Origin of the sequence: Dysgonomonas sp. ZJ279, from assembly GCF_011039205.1 — a bacterium.
GTDB lineage: Bacteria > Bacteroidota > Bacteroidia > Bacteroidales > Dysgonomonadaceae > Dysgonomonas.
The window spans coordinates 1-25,422 of record NZ_JAAKEL010000004.1; the positions used below are offsets into that span (position 1 = coordinate 1).

General features: G+C 35.5%; 29 protein-coding genes. 16 read left to right on the plus strand and 13 right to left on the minus strand.

Annotated elements, in window-relative coordinates:
- Positions 1–92: 92 nt before the first annotated feature.
- Positions 93–308, minus strand: a complete 216-nt coding sequence (locus tag G7Y57_RS06840; RefSeq protein WP_165021472.1) for a hypothetical protein — start codon at positions 306–308, stop codon at positions 93–95.
- A 318-nt stretch (positions 309–626) separates the two neighbouring features.
- Between G7Y57_RS06840 and G7Y57_RS17860 the strand changes: the two genes are divergently transcribed.
- The 8 genes from G7Y57_RS17860 to G7Y57_RS06880 all read left to right on the plus strand — a co-directional run bounded on the left by G7Y57_RS17860 (position 627) and on the right by G7Y57_RS06880 (position 7,592).
- Entirely contained in the window at positions 627–836 is a 210-nt protein-coding gene (locus tag G7Y57_RS17860; protein WP_185153927.1) for a hypothetical protein, read from the plus strand.
- A 676-nt stretch (positions 837–1,512) separates the two neighbouring features.
- Positions 1,513–2,787 carry a hemolysin family protein gene (locus tag G7Y57_RS06850; RefSeq protein WP_165021474.1) on the plus strand — a complete coding sequence of 425 codons (1,275 nt, stop codon included), beginning with the start codon at positions 1,513–1,515 and terminating at the stop codon, positions 2,785–2,787.
- Positions 2,788–3,000: 213 nt separating this feature from the next.
- Positions 3,001–3,390: a hypothetical protein gene (locus G7Y57_RS06855; RefSeq protein WP_165021476.1), complete on the plus strand. Its 390-nt coding sequence runs from the start codon at positions 3,001–3,003 to the stop codon at positions 3,388–3,390.
- Positions 3,391–3,805: 415 nt separating this feature from the next.
- Entirely contained in the window at positions 3,806–4,135 is a 330-nt protein-coding gene (locus G7Y57_RS06860) for a helix-turn-helix domain-containing protein (protein ID WP_165021477.1), read from the plus strand.
- Positions 4,119–5,228: a type II toxin-antitoxin system HipA family toxin gene (locus tag G7Y57_RS06865; RefSeq protein WP_165021478.1), complete on the plus strand. Its 1,110-nt coding sequence runs from the start codon at positions 4,119–4,121 to the stop codon at positions 5,226–5,228. Before G7Y57_RS06860 ends, G7Y57_RS06865 begins: the two co-directional genes overlap by 17 nt.
- 899 nt (positions 5,229–6,127) lie before the next feature.
- Positions 6,128–6,370, plus strand: a complete 243-nt coding sequence (locus G7Y57_RS06870; RefSeq protein WP_165021479.1) for a hypothetical protein — start codon at positions 6,128–6,130, stop codon at positions 6,368–6,370.
- Positions 6,371–6,444: 74 nt separating this feature from the next.
- Complete coding sequence (locus G7Y57_RS06875) at positions 6,445–6,966, plus strand: hypothetical protein (RefSeq protein WP_165021480.1); 522 nt, start codon at positions 6,445–6,447, stop codon at positions 6,964–6,966.
- 161 nt (positions 6,967–7,127) lie between these two features.
- The gene (locus G7Y57_RS06880) at positions 7,128–7,592 is read left to right on the plus strand and encodes a hypothetical protein (RefSeq protein ID WP_165021481.1); all 465 of its coding nucleotides are present in this window, start codon (positions 7,128–7,130) and stop codon (positions 7,590–7,592) included.
- Between the two features lie 151 nt (positions 7,593–7,743).
- Here the strand turns inward: G7Y57_RS06880 and G7Y57_RS06885 are convergent, their stop codons facing one another.
- Positions 7,744–8,043: an HNH endonuclease gene (locus G7Y57_RS06885; protein ID WP_165021482.1), complete on the minus strand. Its 300-nt coding sequence runs from the start codon at positions 8,041–8,043 to the stop codon at positions 7,744–7,746.
- A 124-nt stretch (positions 8,044–8,167) separates the two neighbouring features.
- Here G7Y57_RS06885 and G7Y57_RS18185 point away from each other — a divergent pair, with 124 nt between their 5' ends.
- From G7Y57_RS18185 to G7Y57_RS06920, 7 genes are all read left to right on the plus strand, one after another.
- On the plus strand, positions 8,168–8,527 hold the full coding sequence (locus G7Y57_RS18185) for an Arm DNA-binding domain-containing protein (protein WP_165021990.1): 360 nt from the start codon (positions 8,168–8,170) through the stop codon (positions 8,525–8,527).
- On the plus strand, positions 8,524–9,396 hold the full coding sequence (locus G7Y57_RS06895; protein ID WP_165021483.1) for a helix-turn-helix domain-containing protein: 873 nt from the start codon (positions 8,524–8,526) through the stop codon (positions 9,394–9,396). Before G7Y57_RS18185 ends, G7Y57_RS06895 begins: the two co-directional genes overlap by 4 nt.
- A 77-nt stretch (positions 9,397–9,473) precedes the next feature.
- Positions 9,474–10,037 carry a sugar O-acetyltransferase gene (locus G7Y57_RS06900; protein ID WP_165021484.1) on the plus strand — a complete coding sequence of 188 codons (564 nt, stop codon included), beginning with the start codon at positions 9,474–9,476 and terminating at the stop codon, positions 10,035–10,037.
- Between the two features lie 37 nt (positions 10,038–10,074).
- Positions 10,075–11,103 (plus strand): alpha/beta hydrolase, encoded by a 1,029-nt coding sequence (locus tag G7Y57_RS06905; protein ID WP_255491375.1) that lies wholly within the window; start codon positions 10,075–10,077, stop codon positions 11,101–11,103.
- A gap of 17 nt (positions 11,104–11,120) precedes the next feature.
- Positions 11,121–11,636: a cyclophilin-like fold protein gene (locus G7Y57_RS06910; RefSeq protein WP_165021494.1), complete on the plus strand. Its 516-nt coding sequence runs from the start codon at positions 11,121–11,123 to the stop codon at positions 11,634–11,636.
- 303 nt (positions 11,637–11,939) lie between these two features.
- The gene (locus G7Y57_RS06915) at positions 11,940–12,680 is read left to right on the plus strand and encodes an ABC transporter ATP-binding protein (protein WP_165021496.1); all 741 of its coding nucleotides are present in this window, start codon (positions 11,940–11,942) and stop codon (positions 12,678–12,680) included.
- Positions 12,681–12,712: 32 nt separating this feature from the next.
- Positions 12,713–13,822: an ABC transporter permease gene (locus G7Y57_RS06920; protein WP_255491360.1), complete on the plus strand. Its 1,110-nt coding sequence runs from the start codon at positions 12,713–12,715 to the stop codon at positions 13,820–13,822.
- Positions 13,823–14,010: 188 nt separating this feature from the next.
- Here the strand turns inward: G7Y57_RS06920 and G7Y57_RS06925 are convergent, their stop codons facing one another.
- From G7Y57_RS06925 to G7Y57_RS06950, 6 genes are all read right to left on the minus strand, one after another.
- Entirely contained in the window at positions 14,011–14,583 is a 573-nt protein-coding gene (locus tag G7Y57_RS06925) for a type 1 glutamine amidotransferase family protein (RefSeq protein WP_165021498.1), read from the minus strand.
- A 69-nt stretch (positions 14,584–14,652) separates the two neighbouring features.
- A complete protein-coding gene (locus G7Y57_RS06930) occupies positions 14,653–14,808 on the minus strand; it encodes a DNA alkylation repair protein (protein ID WP_255491361.1) in 156 nt (51 codons plus the stop codon).
- Positions 14,795–15,235 (minus strand): VOC family protein, encoded by a 441-nt coding sequence (locus G7Y57_RS06935; protein WP_165021501.1) that lies wholly within the window; start codon positions 15,233–15,235, stop codon positions 14,795–14,797. Before G7Y57_RS06935 ends, G7Y57_RS06930 begins: the two co-directional genes overlap by 14 nt.
- Positions 15,236–15,247: 12 nt before the next feature.
- On the minus strand, positions 15,248–15,694 hold the full coding sequence (locus tag G7Y57_RS06940; protein WP_165021503.1) for a GNAT family N-acetyltransferase: 447 nt from the start codon (positions 15,692–15,694) through the stop codon (positions 15,248–15,250).
- A gap of 2 nt (positions 15,695–15,696) precedes the next feature.
- Complete coding sequence (locus G7Y57_RS06945) at positions 15,697–16,059, minus strand: MmcQ/YjbR family DNA-binding protein (RefSeq protein ID WP_165021505.1); 363 nt, start codon at positions 16,057–16,059, stop codon at positions 15,697–15,699.
- Between the two features lie 110 nt (positions 16,060–16,169).
- Positions 16,170–16,457, minus strand: coding sequence for a hypothetical protein (locus G7Y57_RS06950; protein ID WP_165021507.1), 288 nt, complete (start codon positions 16,455–16,457; stop codon positions 16,170–16,172).
- Between the two features lie 159 nt (positions 16,458–16,616).
- Here G7Y57_RS06950 and G7Y57_RS06955 point away from each other — a divergent pair, with 159 nt between their 5' ends.
- Positions 16,617–17,219, plus strand: a complete 603-nt coding sequence (locus tag G7Y57_RS06955; RefSeq protein WP_165021509.1) for a hypothetical protein — start codon at positions 16,617–16,619, stop codon at positions 17,217–17,219.
- 50 nt (positions 17,220–17,269) lie between these two features.
- Here the strand turns inward: G7Y57_RS06955 and G7Y57_RS06960 are convergent, their stop codons facing one another.
- From G7Y57_RS06960 to G7Y57_RS06980, 5 genes are read right to left on the minus strand one after another with little or no spacing between them, the layout of a single operon-like run.
- Positions 17,270–17,860 carry a hypothetical protein gene (locus G7Y57_RS06960; RefSeq protein WP_165021511.1) on the minus strand — a complete coding sequence of 197 codons (591 nt, stop codon included), beginning with the start codon at positions 17,858–17,860 and terminating at the stop codon, positions 17,270–17,272.
- Positions 17,857–18,270: a structural protein P5 gene (locus tag G7Y57_RS06965; protein WP_165021513.1), complete on the minus strand. Its 414-nt coding sequence runs from the start codon at positions 18,268–18,270 to the stop codon at positions 17,857–17,859. Before G7Y57_RS06965 ends, G7Y57_RS06960 begins: the two co-directional genes overlap by 4 nt.
- Complete coding sequence (locus G7Y57_RS06970) at positions 18,260–18,745, minus strand: phage holin family protein (RefSeq protein WP_165021515.1); 486 nt, start codon at positions 18,743–18,745, stop codon at positions 18,260–18,262. Before G7Y57_RS06970 ends, G7Y57_RS06965 begins: the two co-directional genes overlap by 11 nt.
- A 27-nt stretch (positions 18,746–18,772) precedes the next feature.
- Positions 18,773–19,015, minus strand: a complete 243-nt coding sequence (locus G7Y57_RS06975; protein WP_165021517.1) for a hypothetical protein — start codon at positions 19,013–19,015, stop codon at positions 18,773–18,775.
- A 17-nt stretch (positions 19,016–19,032) separates the two neighbouring features.
- Complete coding sequence (locus G7Y57_RS06980) at positions 19,033–25,377, minus strand: CotH kinase family protein (RefSeq protein ID WP_165021519.1); 6,345 nt, start codon at positions 25,375–25,377, stop codon at positions 19,033–19,035.
- Positions 25,378–25,422 lie beyond the last annotated feature (45 nt).

The window sequence follows — 25,422 nt, forward strand, 5'->3', positions numbered from 1 at the left end:
ATAAAAACTATCGAAATAAAACATTCGATGTAAACCTAGGATAGGAATATATATTTTTATGATAAAGCTAACTATTTATTATTCATAATCTGTCAACTTATTTTAGGACAAGACAGTCTTACACAGCGTATATTTCCATTAATATCCATTGTAATAGGTTTGTACAATACGTTTTCGGAACAATGGACGAATAGAATATGTGGGTAGTCTGCCGGATCGAGCAGGCAATCGGTAGAGCATACATTAGAAGATATAACCAGCCCTAACTCTCTTGCTTTACGATTGGCTATAACGAATGCCTGCTTCAACTGTGCATGGTTAGCCGATACCGAAGCGCCAGTGCCACAGCCTCAGATGTTGTAACGGTTCATTATAATACATCTCAGATCAAGTGAACTAATAAAATCGAAAGGCCACAATAGTGGAAGGGTATTGGGTGTAATTGTCTGTTATTTAATCAATTGTTTAAATTCTTATGAGAACAACTAGTTAAACAATATCTAAGGTGCCGAGCTAGGTATAGTATATGTGATGTATTGCTGTATCTAGTTATAGTAATAAATTTAGCATAAGATTAGATTGATCTTATAAAAATTAGAGCATACATAGTTTATATAATCAGATAATTGATAATATCCGAAAGTTTGGATATTATAAGAGATCTTCTTGGACATACCAGTGTTACAACTACTGAGATTTATGCAAAGGCTGATACTGAAATGAAACGGGAGGCATTGGAAAAAGTGAATATTCCAATTGAAGCAAATCTGCCGGACTGGACTGGTGATAAAAAGTTAATGGATATGCTAATCGATTTATGTAGTATTGATAAATAGTGTAATTCAGAATTAGGGGATGTTTAATGCAACTCCCTTCTCTGTTTATTTTTTTGTCAGTTATAGCTAAGCACGACCTCATAATATTCACTAATATCAATAAAACTTTAAATTATATATCTCAATTTTTCTTATATAGCGAGTGATTATTCTGGATGGAAGAGCTAGGTTTTTTAATCGTCAGAGGAAATAAATTCTTTTATATTGCATATGGTTCAGGTAGGTATAAAAGAGAAATAAGCACTAAAGTGTGACATATCAATAGAGACGATACATTTTTAATTTTTTAGTTGTTTTTAAATTTACAGCAAAGCTATTTGTTAAAATACAATCTAAAAAATAAGTTCTCCGTAATGGTCGATTTCGTATATAGAAACTGTTTTTTTGCATCTAAACCCTTATTACCTCGTTAGAAAACGTATTTATTGGCTGTAATCAATCACAAAGTATATAGAATTGAACGCATGAGTATAATCTCAAACAAGACAAATCCTTGTGCCCGCTTATATGGATTGTAAAGATTATTTATTTTCTTTGAGCTTCGAACAATGCTATCAGCCAATAGGGAATTGAATCCCGACTGATTAATAACACAGTTTTATTAATATATAAGTAGAATTGATTGAATAAGAAAGTCAATAGCAAAATTGTAAAGCAAGATTAAACAGAAAATTATATGGAAATAATTATTATTATAGCACTTATTCTTTTAAATGGCATTTTTTCGATGTCGGAAATGTCGTTGGTCACTTCCCGAAAATTCAAACTGGAGAATGCAAAAAAGAAAGGGAGCAAGGGTGCTAAAACCGCACTGGAGCTATCAGAAAATCCTGCCAGATTTTTATCGACTGTTCAAATCGGAATAACCCTGATCGGAATTCTGTTGGGTATTTATAGCGGAGAGAAATTAACAGGTAATCTTATAGGCTTCTTAAATCAGTTTGATGCCGTCAAACCCTATGCACATGATATTGCTGTGACTATTATAGTGGTTTCCGTTACCTTTCTATCCATTGTTTTAGGAGAATTACTGCCCAAAAGGTTAGGGATGGCGTTTCCCGAACGTATAGCCATTATACTGGCTAAACCGATGAAAATACTGTCCGTACTTACCACCCCTTTTGTATGGTTACTGACTGTAACAAATGACCTGCTCTTAAAAATAATCGGTCTTAATAATACAGCGGATGATAAAATATCCGAAGAGGAAATAAAGTCCATAATAAGACAAAGTGCTGAGGGTGGAGAGATTCAAGGCATAGAACAGGATATAGTGGAAAGGGTGTTCGAGTTGGGAGACAGGAAAGTAAGTACCTTGCTTACACACAGGGGCGAGATTGTGTTTTTTAATACTACCGATACATGGGATGTTGTGAAAAATAAGATAAACGAAGAAAAACACTCGGCTTACCCTGTATGCAAAAAGGGTAATCTGGATGATATTCTCGGTCTTGTTCTGTTAAAAAACCTGTTCCCGATAGCTACGGATCAAGAGTTCAATATCAGCGATTTTGTAACTCCTGCCTTGTTTCTTAATGAAAATATGTATGCCTATAAAGTGCTTGAATTATTCCGAAAAGAGAAGATACATTACGGCATTGTTATCGACGAATATGGTGCTACCGTAGGCATTGTAACAATGAATGATGTGGTGGATGCCTTGTTGGGAGACATTAGTGAAATAGGACAGGATGAATACCAGATAATACAACGGGATGAAAACAGCTGGCTGGTTGACGGGCAGTATTCGTTTATAGAGTTTATGAAGTATTTCGATATTAATCCCGATAACTATATGAAAGGCAATTTTACTACCCTTGCAGGTTTAATAATAAGTATGAATAATACTTTACCAGAAGTCGGAGAACGGTTTATATTTGATAAATATGAGCTAGAGGTGGTCGACAAAGACGGTCAACGAATAGATAAGGTGTTGGTTACAAAACATTAATATAGTTTCACGAAGAAAATGGTATTTAAGATACCTGTTTTCTTAAGCTATACTATAGCCTTGGGTAGACTTCTCAAAATCTTTTTTCAACACCTTCATATAAGGAGCAACAAACTTATAAAATTTATAATACCCTTCATGTTCCATTGGATATCACATCTGGTTACGGATAAATGTGATGTCAGATTAGATTATAAGTTAAAGGACTCAAAGATGATTAATAGTTCTTTAGAAAAGAATGCTATTGATGAAATTGTTAACATAGACATATATCTAAATACAAAACAATTTACAAAAGTTGATGCCCTTTCAACCTGCAAAGGTTATTCGGCTAAAAATACAAGCAATGGGGTATCTATTGAAATTCTAGATGATGAACTTAAGCAATGTAGTAATACTCCTAATTGTTTGTTTTCTTGTAAATGGATGCTAAAAAAACAAGATTACTTATTTAAAGAATTGGGAGAACTGAAAAAGTATCTGAAACGAGTCAATAATGGCATTTTTGAAACTCAAATATATGTAAATCTTATATGTGAAGATAAAATCAACTTAGACACAGAGTTTAGGGATATTGTAAGTAATTATTTAGAAAATAAATAAATGCCACCTAACAAATTGGTAAAGATGGGAATACATTATTAATAAAATAAACAACATATTTTATTGTCTGTTAAATTATAGAGGATTAACTTTATATGAGACCTATCAATGCGTAATAGGAGGTTATTGACACAAAAAATGGGAGAATGAGATTGATTAATTATCGTTTGATGATTTCTAGAATAGGCTGGAGATAACTGAGATCAAAATATAAATCTTGACAAACTGAAGGAAGAACTCTCAGTTTTGTAAAGCGACATACGAGTTAAGTTAAGCGATTACAATATCTGAAGCAACAATAACAGTAATAAAGTCTTTTATCTTAACCAAGTTTATCGTGTAAAAATATATTTATTTATAATGTATATTATTATATTCATTATCTTTGTATTTGTTTATTAATAGATATAATAATATGCCTTTACTGTACAACTTTGATATTGACACAGTATCCGATATCCAGAAGATTTTAGCACAAAATCTTCAGAAACGACGTTTAGAAAAAGGGTTTTCACGGAACACTCTTTCGGAGATAAGTGGAATTCCTGCTCCAACAATAGCCAAGTTTGAGCAAAAATTTGTAATTTCCTTAACCTCCTATATAGCCTTGGCTAAAGCACTCGGTTATACAAAAGAAATAAAAGAATTACTTTCTCAACCACTTTACGATACAATGGAAGAACTTGAGATGATCAATAAAAATAAAGAACGAAAAAGAGGGAGCCGTAATGAAACAGGTAAATAAACTACTCATCCAATACCGTGACCAAAAGGTTGGGGATTTGACGATGACGCCCGATAATAGATTGTGTGCATTTCAGTACGACAAGAGTTGGCTTTTGTCCGGTTTTTCTATTTCTCCTATAGAATTGCCATTAAAATCGAATTTATTTATCGCTAAGCCTGAACCATTTTGGGGTAACTTCGGCATATTTGAAGATAGTTTGCCTGATGGTTATGGACGCTATTTACTCAATCGCTTACTAAGAAAACAAGGAATAGACGACAGTACTCTTACCCCTATTCAACGATTAAGTATTGTCGGAACTTCGGGAATGGGAGCTCTATCTTATCTTCCAGAATCATTTGTCGGAAAAGAAAAAGCTTTACCCGAGTTAGACTATTTACAGCAATTGGCACTGGATGTCCTTTCCGAAAAAACAGATACCGGAGCAGATCTACTCTATTTTAATAGTGGTAACTCAGGAGGTTGCCGCCCTAAATGTTTATACCGTGACGAAGAAGGTCCCTGGCTGGTGAAATTTAGGCATACTTATGATCCCATAGATATGGGACAAATGGAATTTCTATATAATGAAACTGCCCGTTCATGTGGTATCGAAGTATCAGACTTTAAGCTTTTGCAAGGCAAATATTTTGCCAGTAAACGTTTCGATATTGATAATTATAGTCGCTTACATATTGCTACAGCAGGAGCATTACTCAGCGAATCCATCCATAACCCAAAACTCGACTACAAGACATTGCTTCATTTAACAGGATTCCTCACACAAGATCCTGCACAGGTCGATGAAATGTTTCGTCGAATGGTTTTTAATATTCTAACAGACAACAAAGACGATCATGCTAAAAACTTTAGCTTCATTTGCCGCAATGGTAACTGGTCTTTATCCCCGGCATACGATTTGACTCTTAGCAGAGAAGGATACAATGGAGAACACGCTACCTCAGTAAATAAAAATGGTAATCCTACAATAGAAGACATGCTGGTTGTAGGTGAAAATATCCGTATCCCTCGTAAAAAAGGAATGGAAATAATTGATCTTATAACTGATAAGTGTGAGGATATTTTAGCTCAAAGATTTAGACGGTTTTAAGTATAAGTAAGAGGTCCAGTTTACTTCCATTTTTCATTAAAAGAAGCCTTAAATAGAAACTTCAAAATACAGTTCCCTCCGAAAAAAAGGAGTGCTTTACGAATTATTTATTATAACTTTCTGAAAAATAGTCTAATAAAACATTTGCAGTGTAGATAATTTTGTATATTTTTGTAACAGTATGACGTTCAGTTAGTTTTGCGGAAACACGCACCGACGAATTCGGGGACAGTCAAAATTTCAGAATTTTAAAGCATTCATTTATAGCGGTATAGGATGGGGTATATGTCCCCTCTCTCTCCGCTGGAACAAAAAGATAAGATGTAAACCCTTGAAAATCATTGATTTTCAAGGGTTTTTCTTTAGGAGATGTATGGAATCGAACCCTTGGAGATGTAAATGACATAAGTGGTTGTTTATTAATATTTTAAATAGCTTCAGACATTCAATCTTCTCAAAATAAGTCATAAAATAGCACCTTTATTCACATAAATTCGTTACAAAATCGTTACATTTTTTCAATTAGTCTCAAATAAATGTAAGAGATTTATTATAGCTCACTCTGTTTTTTCTTGGCGCTCTTACTTGGTAAAATATCCATCTGGGTCCCCTTGTTGACAAAGAAAAGCTTGCAAAAGCAAGCTTAGTTGAAAGGAGATTGTTTATTGATTTGAAAACGATGATACTCTGAAAAACTTCTGATTGGTGGTAAAGCTTTTTCCCTTATATTTGTAGTTTAACCAAACTCACTTGTTACTAGATGAAATATCTTATTTATATATTATTTACCCTTAGCATATTATCTGTCACAGCACAAGAGGAGTGCACAATAGCCACTATTCGTGTGTGACGATATTGAGAGTTCCTTTTTTCGGTTGAGCATTTCATCAGCCGATTCTATGGCAAGTGTGACATTAGACTTGGGCGATGGAGAACTCAAAAAGTATGAATCCACGCCATCTTATGACTTTTACGGAATATACGATATTGAAATAAAATGTAAATCAAAAGGAGATGTGAAAATCTATGGGAACAATACGCTTGCCAAAAGTATGTCTATATCTATGAACTATAAGGACTCTCCCTATCCTTGTTGTGTGTACAGTGTTGATATTTCTGAAAACAAAAATTTGACATTTTAAACGTTGCTAATGATGCGGGAACTTCAGATAGAAAAGTGGATGTTGTGGGATGTACCTCGTTGAAATCGCTGTGTATGGTTGGAGAATTTAACATTGATTTTAGGCATTGTCCAAATCTTAGCCTTTTGAGTATAAGATCAGAAGGTAAATGTCCAAACTTTGAGACTTGTAAGGACTTACAGATTCTCGACCTTACAGATTTTAGGAGTCTCTCGCTTGATTTGTCTCCCTTCAAGTCTTTGGAGAGAGTTACATTGTATAATATTGAAGGACTAGAGCTAGAGTTTGGGGACACACCCTCCCCTAAAAACCTCTCTATCTGGAAATGCAATCTCAGCCATTTTAATATTCCTTCTGGTTTGGAATTTTTAAGTTTGAGAGATAACCAGTTGAAATCTATCGATTTGTCACAATGTAAAACACTCGGAGGATTAGATCTCTACAACAACAAACTCACCGAACTAGATGTGTCGGCTTGCACTCGATTGGACAATTTGGATTGTGGAAGAAATTTTATAGAAAAATTAGATTTGGGTAATAACAAAGAGCTACATACTTTTTATATTGTTCCACAAATAGACTTTCCGAACTCTTGATTTCCAATTGTACAGAGCTTGAGAAAGTGGAGTGTCGGGTCAATCGCCTCACTAGTTTGCAGCTTCCTGCTAATACTAATTTGATTCATTTGGATTGTAGCGACAATAGGCTTCAGGGTCTCGATACTAGCACTAGTTTGGGCTTGTATAGGCTCTCTTGCATGGATAACAAAATTACAAGTCTTGACTTTAGGAAAAACGAAAATCTGAGATTGGTAGTGAGTTATGGAAACCCAATAGAATCGGTACAGCTTATCGAAAAACAAGTGATAAATGTTAACGATTATGATCAGCCAGAACCTTTGACTGCAAAAGATTGGGGAGTTCGAAAAAATCCACCGGTCATCACTATCGATGTGTCGGAAGATGCTGTGGGCAAGAAGCTCAGCATGAACATTACTTTGGCAAGCGTGAATGATAAACTCATCAATGATTTTGGTAGCGGACTACGCAAATCATATAGACCAGTAGACGCAGACAACACCACTGTGAAGGTGGAAGGAGAGGTAGAGGGACGCAAAATTCGTATCTATGCAGCAGATACGGCAGTACTGGCAATAGAAGCCGAGTCAGATTATATCCGCGCCATAGATACATCTCGGTGTAAGAATATGAAAGAGTTATAATCTTAAAGCTATTTCTTTAAATTTGTTAAGGGGTCTTACTTGCGACCACAAATTACCTATTCATAAAATAATCATTTGCAAGTTGTTGTTTAGAGGAATTACCAATTGACTAGATCATGAGGATAATATTATACTGCTTATTATTATTATTTTATTTAAATACGTTTTCATTGTGCCATAGCAGATTGTCTGCTTTGGGATAGTGCGATAAGTTATTAGGTAGAATTATCGTTTTATTTTCAAATTGTTTGAGTGAAGAAGAGTTATCTGTATTTTCTTCAACATTGTTTGCTACAACGACCTTATAGCTTTCATCTATTGTAAGATGCCCTCTATCAAAAGCCCTATGTAGATTGGGACAAAGAGCCAAGCCATTAATATAAAGGAGTTTTTTCTTGTGGATTTTTTCGTACCATTGATTGTAGAAGCTACTTATTAGAATTAAAAACAATTCGGTATTTTTCTAAGTCATTGTAAAGCGTTACAATTTCGTTACAGGAATAGATTCGAAAAGGTTAAATTATTTGTATATAGCAAGATAATGGTAGCAATATTCAGTATATGGAGGAGCTGCAATAGTTGTTAGAGTCACCGTAGACGGAATCCGAACCGATACGACAGCAAAGAATACTATCAACCCGAAGCTATGGGATACCGCCAAAGGCAAAGCCTATGAGCGTTCTCTCCTGGCAAATGAATTAAATATGTATCTTGATTCAATTCGTGCGAAATTTATCAGGATTCATCGGGATTTAGAACAAGACGGCATTGAACACATTACTGCTGAAGCTGTGGTTAGCCGCTTCTTAGGTAGAGACAAGCCTGAGAGATACACTTTACTTGAGATTTTTCGCGAACATAATGAGCCCTTTCACTCTAAAAACACAAAAAAACTTAAATACAATAAGTTTGAATTTCATATCTTTACACTATGAAAGCAAAACGCATCATTTCGGAGTTTAACAATGAACTCAAGCTAAAAGGCTTCAAGGCATTTCAGATTGATGACGACAGTAATGCCACACGCATTTATAGTCGTAAAGATTTCTACAAGATTTGTCTTACTACCGGTAAAAGCGTTATTCACTATGCCGACAGAAGCTTTGAGCAGGAAGGTACAATTCTGTTCTTTGGCAACCCGCATATCCCTTATTCATGGGAAACAATATCAACTACATACGTTGGGTATACCTGCCTTTTTTCTGAAGAATTTCTGAAACAATCTGAACGCTCGGAGAGCCTCCTTCAATCGCCGTTCTTCAAAATTGACGGAACTCCTGTTTTAGAGATATCAGAGCATCAAAGGCTGTTTCTGAATACACTTTTTCAGAAAATGATTGAAGAGCAGGAAAATGACTATACTTTTAAGGATGAACTAATTCGGAACTACATTAGCCTGATTATTCACGAGGCGTTAAAACTGCAACCGACAGAACATTATCACCAAACTAAAAAAGCGACTGCACGCATTACATCTGTATTTCTTGAATTGCTGGAAAGGCAATTCCCAATCGAAACTTTCGACCACCCGCTGCAACTGAGGACAGCACAGGATTATGCACAAACCCTGAATATTCACACCAACTATTTAAATCGTGCCATAAAAGAAATCACAGGCAAGTCGACCACCACACATATTACGGAACGGATTATTGCAGAAGCAAGAGCTTTATTGCAACATACGGATTGGAATATATCAGAAATCGCCTTCGCTCTCGGTTTTGAATATCCGACTTACTTCAATAATTTCTTTAAGAAACATACTGGAACAAATCCAAAATCTCTCAGGGAATCGATAGTTTGAATTTCTTAATCATCGGTTTGAAAATCGTTAACTGTAAAGGCTGATAAATCACGATCTTTGTATTAAAAAACACAAAGATGGATAAAGCAGATATTTTTGAGCGGCTGAAAAACGGAGAAACTATACCGTGCGACGACCCACAAGCCTATAAAATGCGGGAGGCTTCTTATGCCACAAAAAAACTACTCTTGCAAATGAACAGCTCTTCTGATCCTGCTGAGATCAGAAATTTGTTAAGCCAGATTGCAGATAGCATAATAGACGAAAGTGTCTCCGTATTTACCCCTTTTTATATCAATTATGGAAAGCATACCAAAATCGGTAAAAACGTATTTATCAACTTCAACTGTACTTTCCTCGATTTGGGCGGTATCAGCATCGAAGATAACGTCCTGATAGCCCCCAACGTCAGTATCTTGTCTGAAGGGCATCCTGTTTCGCCAGAAGAAAGGCATTCGCTTGTACCTAAATCTATTCATATCAAAAAGAACGCTTGGATTGGGGCAGGAGCAACTATCCTTCAAGGCGTAACCATTGGCGAAAACGCTATCGTGTCGGCAGGTTCGGTAGTATCAAAAGATGTACCCGACAACACGATTGTAGGCGGTATTCCTGCGAAAATCATTAAATACATTGAATAAAATGAAGAGACTATCAATCCTGGCAGTTTTAACCCTAATGTTTTTAGGACAATCATATAGCCAAAATCAAAAAACGAACAATCAAAATTCAGAGAATATGAATTATACAGAGCAAAAAGAACACTATACATTTGATTTAAGTGATAAGGTTACCCGTCAGAAAGTAACTTTCAAAAACCGTTATGGAATTACGCTTACAGGCGATTTGTATATTCCGAAAAATAAAGGCAATGACGCATTACCGACTCTTGCTATCAGCGGTCCTTTCGGTGCGGTAAAAGAGCAGTCCTCGGGACTTTATGCACAGAATATGGCAGAGCGTGGTTTTATTACGCTTGCTTTTGATCCCTCTTATACGGGAGAAAGCGGAGGCGAGCCCCGACATATAGCATCGCCCGATATTAACACCGAAGATTTCAGTGCGGCTGTTGATTATTTAGGAATACAGGCGAGTGTTGACCGAAACAAAATAGGCATCATTGGTATTTGCGGCTTCGGAGGTTTTGCGTTAAATGCTACCGCTGTCGACAAACGAATTAAAGCCGTAGCAACCACAAGTATGTACGATATGTCGAGAGTGAATGCCAACGGTTATTTCGATACCACAACATTGGAGCAACGAACCCAAACATTAGAGCAATTAAGCCTACAGCGTTGGGTGGATGCAGAAAATAGGACTCCGGATTTAGCCCCCAAAGGACTGCCTGACAAAATTGAAGGCAATGAACCTCAATTTGTAAAAGAATACTTTGATTATTATAAAACGGAGCGGGGTTTTCATCCGCGTTCAATAAATTCAAACGGTTCGTGGACAGTTACCAATGTGTTATCGTTTATGAATATGCCGATCTTAACCTATATAAAAGAAATCTCGCCAAGACCCGTTTTGCTGATTGCAGGGGAGAATGCACATTCTCGCTATTTCAGCGAAGACGCTTACAAAGCAGCTTGCGATCCCAAAGAGTTAATGATTATCCCTCAGGCTGTTCATGTGGATTTATACGACCGTCTGGATATTATACCATTCGATAAACTGGAATCCTTCTTTAGGGAACATTTAAGATAGACCGAATATCAAAAGCTATGAAGCAATTATTTATAATAGCATTCACCGTATTACTAGCAATGAATGTTTCGGCGTGTAGCTCGGATGATCCTCCTGCCACGCCTAAAGTTCCCGAAAGCGGGCAGACCGACGATAACAATAATAACAATGGTGGAGAAGATAATACAGAAAATAAAGGTATGAAACTTAGGATAAAAGTCGGCTCGGAAACATTTTCAGCCACTCTTGCAAATAATGAAACGGCAAAAGCATTCAGGGCTATGCTTCCGATAACGATAAATATGGCAGAACACGCTGGAAACGAAAAGTATTACGACCTTCCGAACAGCTTGCCTACAGCAGCATTCAGTCCGGGAACTATCCGTAACGGCGATATTATGCTTTTCGGTTCGAGAACGTTGGTATTGTTCTATAAGAGTTTCTCGACCTCGTACAGTTATAGCAGGATTGGAGTTATTGATAATGCTTCGGGATTGGAAAGTGCTCTTGGGGCTGGAAGGGTAACGATAGTTTTTGAAATAGTAGAGGAATAAGTAGCGAGATTTTTATTATAATATGTTATTATTCTTCTTTCAATAACAGGTGGTAACATAGGTGGGGGCTGCATATAAGATACTTACACCTTACACAATAAATTGTTTGGTGGTGAATTTTAGCATAGTATATCTACTTTATATCGTGCTAATTCTTTCCGTATGCTTTTTATCTGAATATCTCTATTGAAATTTTTTATAATCAAATAATATATATTAAGAAAGACCAAAACTTTGTATTCATAAAATTCGTTATTACTTTTATCACCCCAATGATAAATTGATGGGGTTAATAAATATATAATGCATCAGATAGAAGTAAAAGACGTATATAAGTCATTCAAGGATGTACATGCTGTAAGAGGTATTTCTTTCGCAATACTTCCCGGAGAATTTGTGGCTTTACTTGGCCCTAATGGAGCGGGAAAGACAACAATGGTTGAAATGATGGAAGGATTGAAAAAACCGGATTCGGGAGAAATTCTGTTGAAGGGTAAAAATTGGCAAAAGAATGAAAAAGAACTTCGGTCAATTATTGGTCTATCATTGCAGGAAACACGTTTTTCCGACAAGCTGACTGTTTTTGAAACCTTATGCCTGTTCGCTAGTTTTTTCCGGCTTGGTCAAAAACGAGCGAATGAAATCATCGAATTGACAGGGCTGGAAAGTAAACGAAAATCGATGGTAGGAACACTTTCAGGAGGTCAGCGGCAACGGCTTGCTTTAGGTGTAGCATTATTAAATACTCCGCAAATTCTTTTTCTGGATGAACCCACTACCGGACTCGATCCACACTCGCGACTCGACCTTTGGAATATTCTGAAAGAATTAAAAGACATAGGAGAAACCACTCTAATCCTGACAACCCATTATATGGAAGAAGCGGAATCGCTTTGTGACCGTATCATCATTATTGATGAAGGGAAAATATTAAAGGAAGGGAAACTGATTGAATTATTGGACGAAAAGTCCCGTAATCTCGACGAATTATTCATCAATCTCACAGGAAAAGCTCTTCGTGAGAATGGAAATGTAGTACTTTAATAAATACTTGTATACTTTCAATTATTTCAATAATGGAATCAATCAAAAACAATCAATTATATCAACTCTTCAAAACCCAATTTCTGATGACAGTCCGTGAACCGGAAGTCCTTTTTTGGGGTATGGTTTTCCCGGTACTTATTTCCATCGGATTGGGACTGGCTTTTACACAGCAAACAGAATCAAAATTTAATATTGTTCTTGTTGAAAAAAATCAAACAGAGCTAGATTCGCTTCTCAATGTTTATGGTACAGATGCGGAAAGCAAAGAAGAAAACATTCAAAATTGGAAAATCAGCGACAAAACACTGGGTAATACTGTATTTAAGTTTTCACAAAGCGATTGGAATTCAGCTATCATATCATTAAAGAGAGGTGAAGCAGATGTGATCGTTACAGACTCGCTGGGAAAAGCCGTTTATCATTTTGATCCGCTCAACTCCCAATCTCAATTAGCATACATGAAGCTTTCGGCATTGGTAAAATCGCCTGAGACAAGCATAAATACTGAGAATACGGATATAGAGCCATTGACATTGATGGGTGTTCGTTACATCGACTTCCTGATTCCGGGATTGATTGCTTTCGGGTTGATGAGTTCTATTATGTGGGGAGTTAGTTATACAATCATTGAACGAAGATCTCAGAAACTGTTAAGGCGGATGGTTGCAACTCCGATGAAAAAATCGAATTTCCTATTTGCATTGATGTTTGTCCGCATTCTTATGAATGTAGTTGAGTCTCTGATTTTGCTATTTTTTGCATGGCTAATATTCGATATTCATATACAGGGAAACATCGGAGCTTTGATTGTTTTGTTTCTGTCCGGTAATCTCGCTTTTACAGGAATCGCTATTTTGGTTGCATCCCGTACTACTAAAACGGAGGTCGGCACTGGATTGATTAATGCTGTACAAATGCCCATGATGTTGCTATCAGGTATTTTCTTTAGTTACCATAATTTCCCCGAATGGAGCATCGGAGTTATTAAGCTACTCCCTTTGACTGCGCTAACCGATGGAGTCCGAAGCATTTTTAATGAAGGAGCCGGATGGATGGAAATGATTTATCCGACTTGTATGTTATCTGCTCTTGGCATTATTTGTTTAGTTATAGGTATGAAACTATTTAAGTGGGATTGAATTTACGATTCTCGTGATTTACAATATATTTGCACTCAAATAGTGAAAAATAGGGATATTTATGCATTATTTGAGTGTGTGTTTTTATTTCAATTAAATCTCAAATCGACACTTGTCTTTAGATATTTAAAGTGATGCTTAAAGTATCTTTGTTGAAAATTAATAAACTTCTTTTGCCAGAGATTTCATTATTCGCTCCAAATACCATTTTTGAATAATTGATACCATTTTTCGATTCGGGTAGAATCATATAGAGAAATGGACTCGAATATTTCTTTTGCAAACTCGATAGGAGCAGTTCCATTAGCAGTTATGATATGCTTATCTGAATAAGCCTTTTCGTGCTGATAAAGATGCTCACCTGTATACTCCGGAGCGACCATTTTCAAATATTGAAGATCGTTGCTCGTATGTTTAACATCGTTCAAGAATCCTTTTCTCGCTAAGAATATAGTTGCTCCACAGATTGCTGCAATAGTTATATGTTTATCATATAATTGCTTTACCAATGGTAAAATATAGTCCAACTCGCCATCCCAAGGAAATCCTCCGGGAAGAATCAAGATGTCGATATCTTCTGTTTTTATGTCTTTAAGCGAATATTCTGGTATGACCTGTAAATAACCTGCTGATCTGACAAAATTTCCGTCGGCACTAAAAGTTTTTATAGCGAACCCTTCGTTTTTTGCTATTTCGGGAGTTAAGTAAGCTATTTCCCAATCTGAATAGCCTTCGAAAAGAAATATATACACATTCTTCATTTTTTTCTAATTTTTAAAATTCAAAACAAAAGTAGCACTCTCGCATGACAACAGTATGTCAGTAACTAATCAGCCGTTAATTTTTTTTGTTTCCTTTTCCATTGCTTCTGCCTTTAAATTAGCAGACATTTTTTCAATGGCATAACGTAATGCTGTACGAGGCATAACAGCCTTTTTTGAAACTACGTAATCAAACACTTCTTGTGATGATCTAGAATTTTTCATTCTCTATCAAAAGATCTTCAGACCAATTTTCTTGAGATAAAGGAGTAAATAGTTCTATTAAATTATTTTCCGGATCATACAGATGAACAACACGCGCTCCCCAATCGGGCATATCATGTGGTTCATTGATGAATTCAATACCACGTTCCTTTAGCCTTTGATATTCTTTATCTACATTGTCTACATTTAAAACGATCATCATCTTTTCACGGCAATCAACAGGGATTTGCTTATCTACATTTCCAATTGCTTCTGCCATCCAATCCGACACAAATATGGCTAAGCCTTCAATGCCATCTGCAACTTTAAAACTTGCATATCCGCTATTTTCATCTCCCCAAGCAGGTTCTAAACCTATTTGTTTTGTATAAAAATTAAAACATTTTGTATAATCTTTAACTAATAGTCGCACATTGTTTAATCTCATATCTCTATTTTTTTATTTCAAACTCTTTTTCAAGTAAACCATATCAATTAGTTGAACACCTTCTTCAAACATTGGATGGTCGTAATTGTCTGTAAAGAAATTTTTGATTCGATGAGAGAGTTCAAATCCACATTTCTTGTAAAATGATAAAATCGACGGAACGTCTCCTGTACCCAGAATCATCGTTTCATATTTTCCTTTGTAGTATTCGGTAATATAATGCATAAGTGCAGCTCCGTAGCCTTGTTTTTGAAATTGCTCATATACAGCAATATTTTTCAGTTCGCAGGTTGTATTATCCTCTTGTGTAACTACACAAACAGCTTTTAAATTACCATCGTACAACGCAAACATATCTCCACGATTTAGGTAAAGATCTATCATATCTTCCGACTCATCACCTAAAAGTAATAAATCGAGAAACTGTTTCTTATTTTCTGAAATATATTTGATTTCCATAACTAAATATTGAAATATTCTTCCTGTTTCTTTTTGGGGAGTTTTTCTATCACTTCATCTGCTGAATGCTGAATTAACTCTTTAATCAACTCATCAGATACATCACTTTCCAACGTAATCCAATTCCACAAAAGGGTTTTAAAGTCGTCGGGCTTTACTCCATTGTATTTTTCACGCAATTCAACCGACCTCTCGGGATTACATTTAAGGTATGCCTTGAAAATTCCGTCTTCGGGTTCCAGCGTGAAATAGACAAATACCTTTTCCATCACTTTAAACACCAGTATTTTGCGAGTCTGTAAAGAAATCGATTCTTCAGAACCCTTTATTGAGAGGCAATATTCTCGAAATTCTTCGATATTCATAAAATGTAAATAATAGAGTTTTTTCTCCACTAAATTTAAGAGAAAGCAGTTTCTATAGCTGTTTTTCCTTTTTTAGTACCTTATTAAGGCATATTAATGACCGTACGTAATTATAGCATCACACTTCTATTAATAGACACTATTTTCTCTGATAATACTGCATTTAAGTTAGGCATTATATCGTAAATAGTGGATGTAATTGAGCTATTTATTTCACATATAATAATATCGTCTTTGAAAATTGAATATTTATTTTCGACATTAAAAACATCAACTAATGCTTTTAATGCTATATATTTATTATTTCCATATTTTTCGATATACCATGATTCCAATACAGGGTAATCCGAAAGAATAAATAAAAATTCGACATTTGTAGCTTTGTCGTTCTTTTTCATAACACTATATTTAAGGTTTCCATTATTACTAGGATAGTGAATGTATATTTTATGAGAATGGTACATTCATGTCTTTAAATATAGGTAGGGTGTTTGTCACAATATTAATATAATATTTCCAGTTATACGCAATTGCGTATTTATTTAACTTTTATTTACATGAAGAGTATTAATGAAAGAATTCAATTTATTATTTCTGATCGATTTAGAAACGATTTAAAAGCATTCGCCAAAGAAGTGAATGTTGGATATACAACTGTTTACGATATAGTTAGTGGCAGACAAAGTCTGCCATCTTGCAAAACAATACAGGCAATAGGCTCAAATGAAAAATTGAGTATTGACCTAAATTGGCTGATTAGTGGATTGGGTGAAATGTACAAACCAACGAAAATATTCTCAGATAATATCACTTTATGTTATGCTGATAATCCAACATGTAATTGCAAAGTTATCGGGCATGTAAGTATTGAGAATGTGAATGCACTTCACTTTTTTAAATTTTATGGCACTTCATATTTAGAGGAAATAAAAACTGGAGATATGATCGGAGTGAATAACATTGTAAATATTGATAAAATAGATTTTAACAAGGCCCATTTTATTTCTATTCAAGATAATGATACTATAACTAGATTTTTGCCAATAAATACAAAAAGCGATACACTTTATAGCATATCGCTTTCAGCGCATTCTATTGAAATACCTATAAATCAGATCTCCGGTATTTACCAAATAGATTATTGGATTAAATCACTTTAGAGTATTTTTTTAAAAAATAACGGAACATCTATTTTTAAAAAGTGAAAATATCAAAATTTATATTTCAATCCAAATAGATGCCCGTTATCATTATTAAATATTCCTCGCTGATGCTGATACTCAATACCTATCTTATGATAGAACACACCACCCCCAATACCAATATAATTTAAAGTAGAGTAAGAGGCCGAGGCAAATGGTTGCAACACTTTCAGTTTGAAGCCTGTGGTCTGTTTCTCCATAGGCGTAAAATCATAATCAAAAGATGTCAATTTATTATACTGGATAGTAGGGTATAGTTTTAACTCACCTAAAGTCTTAGTATCAAATACTTTTAGATCATAGGAACGCTTTAGAATATAGTCTTCAATAATGGCTGAAGTGTCTACCACCTGATAGATATATTTAATACACCCTGTATCGTTATATTGTATTTCTAAATTCTTTGTTGGTAATATAGGCTTGTCTGGCTTTACCTCTGACATAGGAGCTAGTTTATTATTACTAACTGATCCTATTATAGTTTCTCCCTTTAAATACTGAGTTTTCACCTCATTTTGAATAGTTGATCTGCCAATAAAAAAGAATATCAATCCACCTAAAATAAATGATAATAGAGCAGTTATTATGTAGCTTTTCATCTGATACGATTTTGCATTTTAAAACCACATTCTACATCACTCATCACAGCAGGAGTTCCATTTTCAACGCTAGACATAGCAGCAACTATTTTAATGTAATCTGCACTGTCTGTTTCTGACAATATTTTATCTCTAGCAATACCAGACCTTACAGATACTGAATTTATATAAGCCTCTGTATCGTTTTCAAAAGGAGGGGCATAAATCTCTATTATTTTCTCTATGGTATTAACCCCTCTTTTCATTTTGCTAGATAGATCCACAAACATAGCTCTATATCCATAAGCCATTGTTTCAAACTGCTTGAATGATTTATCTTTTGAGGGTCTTACTTCTCCTTGAAACACATCTGCATTGATACGAATATTACCCGGATTATTATTTCTTAGCCCTCTCGCTTTATTCTGCATCTTGTTTTTCCTCCTTTTCTTTCTCTAATTCTCTTTTTGCTATATCGGTGATGGTTTTCAAAATATCGCCTCTGTTTTCGAAAATAGTCAAAAGCATACCTATATCTTTATTCTGTTTGCGTCTCTCCTTTTCGGATGCTTTTTCCCTGATTGAAATACCTTCAGTAATTACTAAGTATACCCCTACTGTAAATGTGATATATGGCAAATTGTAACTGTCAACTATTGACGCTAATATATCGACCGTTAAAGCTAAGATCAAGATTGAATAATACTCTATAAACTTTTTACCTGATCTCCTTAGTCCGTATGACGTTCTTACTTCTCCTAACGATATTGCTTTCTGGATGCCAAAGATTAAATCAATTATCATGGCTATAAGCACAAGAAAGAAAGGAATGAGAGCGATTTTGATCTCTTTAACCAAAGAGATCATGTCACCAGCTAAATATTTTGTAATAAACAATATTGTCATAAAGTTACTTGTAAACTATTGGGGGGATTATACTTGATCTTCTGTTATATCTACCAATTCATAATCATCCGCTGTCTCTACAATAGGTTGATCTAACCTTTTACCATTTACAAAGAATAACATTCCTAATTTTTCGATTTGACAGAAGGTTAATCCATCTATTTTTCTTCTCCACACTTTTCCTTCTGTAGGAGGAAAATCATATACAATTTCTTCTATAATTTCTTCCTCTTCTCTTATCACTATTGTTTTTGTATCTTTTTCTTCCATATTATTTTTATTTTTTATTAACCTAATAAACTTATTGGTAATATTTTATTCACAAAACCAGCACCACTCCAATTTGTTGCAACTTTATAGGCTGAGACTAAACTATCTGGTACATACACTGCTGTTAAGTTTTGATAAACCGCTGAATCATTATATTCTAAAGGAATAACAGAATTAGCTCTAAGTACTAATTTTAGATTCCTATATACTGCAACGCCATAAGCGGCTGATAGTGAGATTTTAGCAGGAATATAGGTTGCTGGTAAATCCACATTCTCTAGTATTCCAGGAGTACCTCCATCGCTTCTTAACATAGAAAATATTGATCCTGATAAATTATTACAAGTAAGTCTAGTAACAGTTAAAGATGCGAGTGTAATAGATGTAATGGCAAAAGTAGTAAGTGGATTTCCAGTAGTATCATCTATAATCAATGTATTCAAAGGATTTCTTCCTATAACAACATCATTTACTGTTTCTGAAAATCCTCTTATAGTTAATGAGTTTAAACTTTGAAAATAAGGAAGAGTGAAATTTCTTACATTATTTAAGGTTAAACTTATTAAACTACTTCCCCAAGGATATGTACTATTTTTAAAATCGTTAATATGCATTACTATTTTTTCATCTATTACTACAGCTGAATGTCCTCTTAATGGTAAAACTGCTCTATAATAATCTTCTCCTGTATTTGATTGTTGTTTAGCTAATATAAATCCCCCTCTTGAATTTTCATAATACCTTCCTCTTACAACAATTGTAGGAACCTCATAAGTATTAGTCACAACATTATAATTTAAAGAAGGTGTATCTATTAATGATTCTCCTTCAGAGCCTATAGTTAATCTTTGTAGATTTGGTAAATCTCTTAACACAGCATATCTAGGATTTATACTTACTTCTTCTAATGTATTTATATCGGTAATATTACTTACCCCACCTTTAAAGTAAGTAAGTTCATTAAATAGTTTAGCGCCAGTTCCAGTAAGCATACCTGTTGGTATAACAGCATTTGTTACTTCCGATGAACTTATCTCACCATCACCATTGGTATCCCATTTAGTGACTACTAAATTCTTTACTATTGAATCTTCAAAATCAATAACATCAATAATAGTTCCTGCGGTAATTGTTAATTGAGGGAATAATAGTCTAAATTTATCTAATCCTGACTGAGATATTTGAGATACAAATAATTGACCTGTAACTACAGCTGTTTCAGTAGGATTACCATTTTCATCTTCTCCGGACAATCTTGATAAAACTGCTAAGGTAGAAGGTGAAGAGTCATTTGCATTAATACCTATAATTCTTACTCTACTAAGTTTCGAATTAGCTGCTGCAATACATGATTTAACTAAGGCATAACTATCTACACTAGGAACATTATCTATAACTACTGTCGTAATATTGGCATATCCTGCTAAAGACAGTATTGTTAACAAAGGTTGATTCTTAATGTAAATAGATGCTATAGTTGCAGGTAAATACATTGTTTTAAGGACTCCTGATGATGGTAAAGATATCCCTGTAATACCGGATCCTCGCGCTTCAACTTCCGTGATAGAGTAACATTTAGATAACTCTAGCGATTGTTGCAAGTTAGGACAGTTAGCAACATTTACTTTTTTAAGCATCTCATTAGTCCCAGTGTGTAACCCTGTCAAGTTATTATTTTTATAGCCTGAGGTTAAACTACCGACTATAAGTTCCTCCAAAGCAACTGCGTTTGTTATATCAACTGTCCCCGGATACTTAGGAGCTAAATCCCCTAATGACTTAATGGAACTGATACCATAAATAATAGTCTCAGTATCATTGAAGGTGGTCCCGGTCGGAGCTTTTATAACATAAGGAGTTCCGGCAGAACCTCTAACAGCGGTCGTTGCATACGACCCATACTTAATTTGTAAGTAACCAGCTTTAGTTGGAGTTAATGTGAAATCTGCATTTGGTTGTACGCCTGTCCATGTAGTTGGTGTATAAAGTCGCATAGTGGCATAATCACTGAGAAAATCTCCAGTAGCGTACTTACTATCAAGATACAAAAACCTATTTTGGGTCCACCAGATTCGATGTCTGGCTCTACTTCCTTGTAATGCATACAAGTATGCCGAATTAGGTTGACTTCCCGGGTTGGGTGCAGTTAGTGGGGCTATATACTTAAAGTAGCCATCTTGATTATAAATGGTTTCACTCCATTTACTAGACTGCCGACCTTGTAATACTTCAAGAGTAGCATTCGCAGATAACGCATTTTCTCTAATACGTTTATACATTGCTTGAAGTTCTGTTTTATATTCAGTTTCAACAAGAGTCCATAATGCGGAATTCCAACCATTCCAAACATGCCCACTACCGATAATATCTTGAGACTCGATGTTATATTCAAAAGCGATCCGACCTTCATTATTAATACCTAATACAGTATCATTATCATAGAATATGAAATACCAGATCAATTCACCGGTTACTCCACGCTCACCGTATGTAGTCAACATCATGTTCTTGGCACGTTGATCGACCATACCGTAAAGTTCTGTCATTACGCAGTAGAACATAAGCCAATTTACATTAAAGTGTTCGGCTAGTTCTTGTCGGAACTTAGTAGGATTACCAATACACGAATAAACCCATGTAATTACTTTAGATAAGTTAGTGGCATCTGTATGTCCGTCCGGATAACGTCCCTCAAAGTCGTTTAACCAATTTGTGCCTGTAAAGTCGGCATTTCTAAATAAACAACGATCAGCTGTATTATTCAGGAACTCCCAACACTCGCAACCAGGAGTAAACCCGAATACTTGTGTAGATGCTTTATCATCGTTAAAGTTGTATTTACCTACAAATTCAGAATTGTCTGAAGCTGTTTTTTTATGAAAAACAAGGATAGGAAAACCGTAAATAGTTGTTCTAACTCTATCATCAGTACCTTGTGGGGGAATTTTATAATCAAGTTTTCTTAACGCTTCATCAATTAATATGGCAACACCCGTATTATGTGTTCCGGAAGACTCCGCAAAGTCAGCTTTCATAGTGAATATCTTGGCAGGAATTTGTTTTCCTTGCAATTGATACATTTCAAGATGTTCTCCGGTTTCAGAAAGAGTTAATCCATTCGTCAACGTAAACTTGAAATTCTTTCTGGGATAGAATTGGGAAGAAGTACCTTGAACATCATTTTTAGCTCCTACTGCGGTAAATGAATTTAAAGGAGCTCTACGATCTTCAAATAAAATATCGTTATCTTTTTTAGTCCCTTTAATTGTAGGTAACTCACCTATAAATGTCAAACAAGGTAAAAACTCCAATGCTTTGTTGTAATCGATACTTCCATAAGCATCCATAATATTGTTAAACTGATACAGAGCTATCTTTTCATTAAAATTCTCAATATCGAAAATATAGTTACCAAATATCTGGTCAAAATTTAAATTATTATCATACCACCTAATCGAATACACCATATTTGTACAACTTCTACCTCCAGAGTTAATAGTCAGACCCTGCTGCGTATTTTGTGCAAAGTTATCTGTACTCGGATATTGCATAGATCCTGACATAATGCCATCTATGAATAAATACATAAGACGATTATCTGCTAATTTTTCTACTACAAAGGAAATACTTGTTTTAGTTGAGCTATCCAATCTGGCACTCAATGTTGATTGCCCTGAGCTGATAGTTGCAGAAGATGGAGTCATAACGATACCTACTCCACCGAACATACAGGATATAATCTCAGCTGCAGCATTGGTTACACTAGCAGTTGCATATTCAATAGTGAGTGTGAGTCCGTTCAATACTACAGCACTATTGAATGGTTTTATGCCGATATCGACAGATGAGTCGCCTATCAGGCGTAAATGGTTATTTCCGGCTGCATCTTTTTGCCAACCATCTTCAGCCCAAAGAAAGTTTTTAAATATGGCATCATAATCACCATACGCCCACGAAGCTCTGTCTGCACCATTGTTAGATTTACCTATTGCAGATACTTTGTATCGCAGGTCGCCTTTTTCTTCAGTAATATCAAACTCTGAAGCTACAACTGAAATATTAAGGCTTCTGGAAACATTTCTGCATCGTACTTCCATTTTAAAGTTACCTTGTTCAATAGCTGAATAACCCCATTGCTGTCTTGATCGGGGAACTTGTAAAGACTGTCTTACTATATTGTCTATTGCCAGTTCAACAGTCGTTATAGCATTAATTGGATCATAAACAAGATAAGGAATGCTTATTACTTCAAATTGAGATACCTCTATTTTGCTATAAGATATTGTTATCACCGGCTCTGTTACTCCGGTATCTGCAAGGATGAACTCATAAAATAGTTCATTACTTTTCAGCTGTGCCCCATCGATCGAACTTTCTGCAACTACTCGTATAGAATTAGCACCTGATTGTAATGCTGTAAGATTTCTTGTGAGCTGTTTTCCGGAAGCGGTAGTTATCTCAGGTGCGAGTTCGATATTATTCAGCCAAAATCTTATTTTCTTATCGCCTGCACCAATAGGTGTATATCTGAATGTTACAGGGCTTGTCTTATAAATAATATCATCGGCAAATGTAGATGTAAGGATCAACGAAGCTTTCTGAACGCTGAATGTGATTGTCCTTACATTATTATAGCCATCAGTCAGACGGACACGGACAATATTTGCACCCAGATTCAGGGTATCTCTGACATTATATTGATTGTCACCTTGGGGAACAACGCCACTGTAAGCCGGCATACCATTTACTGTAATATACACGTTACCTTCTCCGGTATCACCACCTGTTTCCTGATCAATGGATGTCCAGTTATATTGTACGATAGCATCCGAATCATCGCCAACAACAAGAGAAGTACTGCCAACGGCTCTTAATCGCATAACGACTCCGGCCGGGCCTGTACTTCCACCCCCTTTAGGTATGGCTGTTCGGGCAATTTCTTCACCATTCGAGGTAAGAATTAGATCGAGCGTTGTTTCGTCCACATCTTCAGTGTAAGCGCCATCGACTTTGGTATTGATAACTTTAGCCAGATTTTCGACACGACCTTGTAATAAGTCCAGTTCGGTTAAGATTGGGGATAGATCTCTTAAGAGGGCATAACTCACCCAGCTGCCTTCCGATTCCCATGAACCGACTGATTCGCCGATAAACTGATCTAATATCCAAGTACCGTCGTTTAGTTTATAGGTGATGATCTGCCCTAATATTCTGTCTGTAGCTTTTACAGTTTTTCTGGCGTCCAATCCACTCTCAAACTCGATGTTATTTTTGTACGACAGATTAATTATTCCGGATGGAAGCTCTAACGGGGTTCCTATGTCAGTACCGTTGCTTGTGAGTTGCAGCTTATTATCATCGGTAAGTCTGACATTATCTGCTTTACGGTTAGCGATCTTGGTTACTTCTTCAGTAACTTTGCGAAACTGTGTATCAATATTCTCTGATAATAATTGAAGGGCTCTACTCGTGATTATCTGCTCCCACTTAGTATCATTAGTCCAAGCAGCGACATCATCGCCAACAAACATTTCATAAACCCAGCCTAGTCCGGACAGTTTATAAATGATAAGTTGCCCTTTTTTTCTGTCGTGTAATTTTACGGCTGCTCTAGCAGCATTATTAGACTCAAATGCGTAGTTCTTTTGAGCTTCGGAAACATCTAAAACACCACCCGATCCGAAAGCTTTCCAAGAAGAGTCAGCTATCCATAGATTATTATTAGCTATCTCTGCTATAAATTGCTCTGCTATCCAGTCGCCAGTAGAGAGTTGGTATATTATAACCTGTCCTAAAGCTCTTAGATAGTCCGGTACATCCTCACGAGCAGCTTTTTTATCACTATAATTGTATTTAGCTCTCAACTGAGATACATTGAAGAATTCTTTTTTGTCTGCTTTATCCTTTACGGCTTCTTTTATATATGCATCGGCTTCCGTACCACCTATCATGTTTATTGCATTGCCAAAATTCATCTCGAAGTTGATACTATTACTATCAATGCCCATATCGACATTTATAGTTCTATTATCAATCGAAAGACGACCTGAATGGTTGCAACCTGAACTTTCAATGTCAAGAAGTTCGCAAGGTATACTCTTTCCTATTTTCACCTCAGTTCCCTTTTTTAGGCTAAGTATTATATTAAAGCATCCTTCATGCTCTAAACTTGAGGTTTCAGCAGCAGTTATTTCTACACGAAAAGAATTATTGTCGATTGCAGTTACACCCTTTACTATTTTCGATGAAAAAGGTGTAAATAAAGTAATCTCTTTCGTATACCCGCTAATATTAATAAGTTTTTTATTATTGTCGTAAGCAGTGAATACAATGCTTATTGACTCCCCTTTGTAGAATTTCATGCTCATATTTTAGTTTTATTATAAAGATAGATATACAGAAAAAGC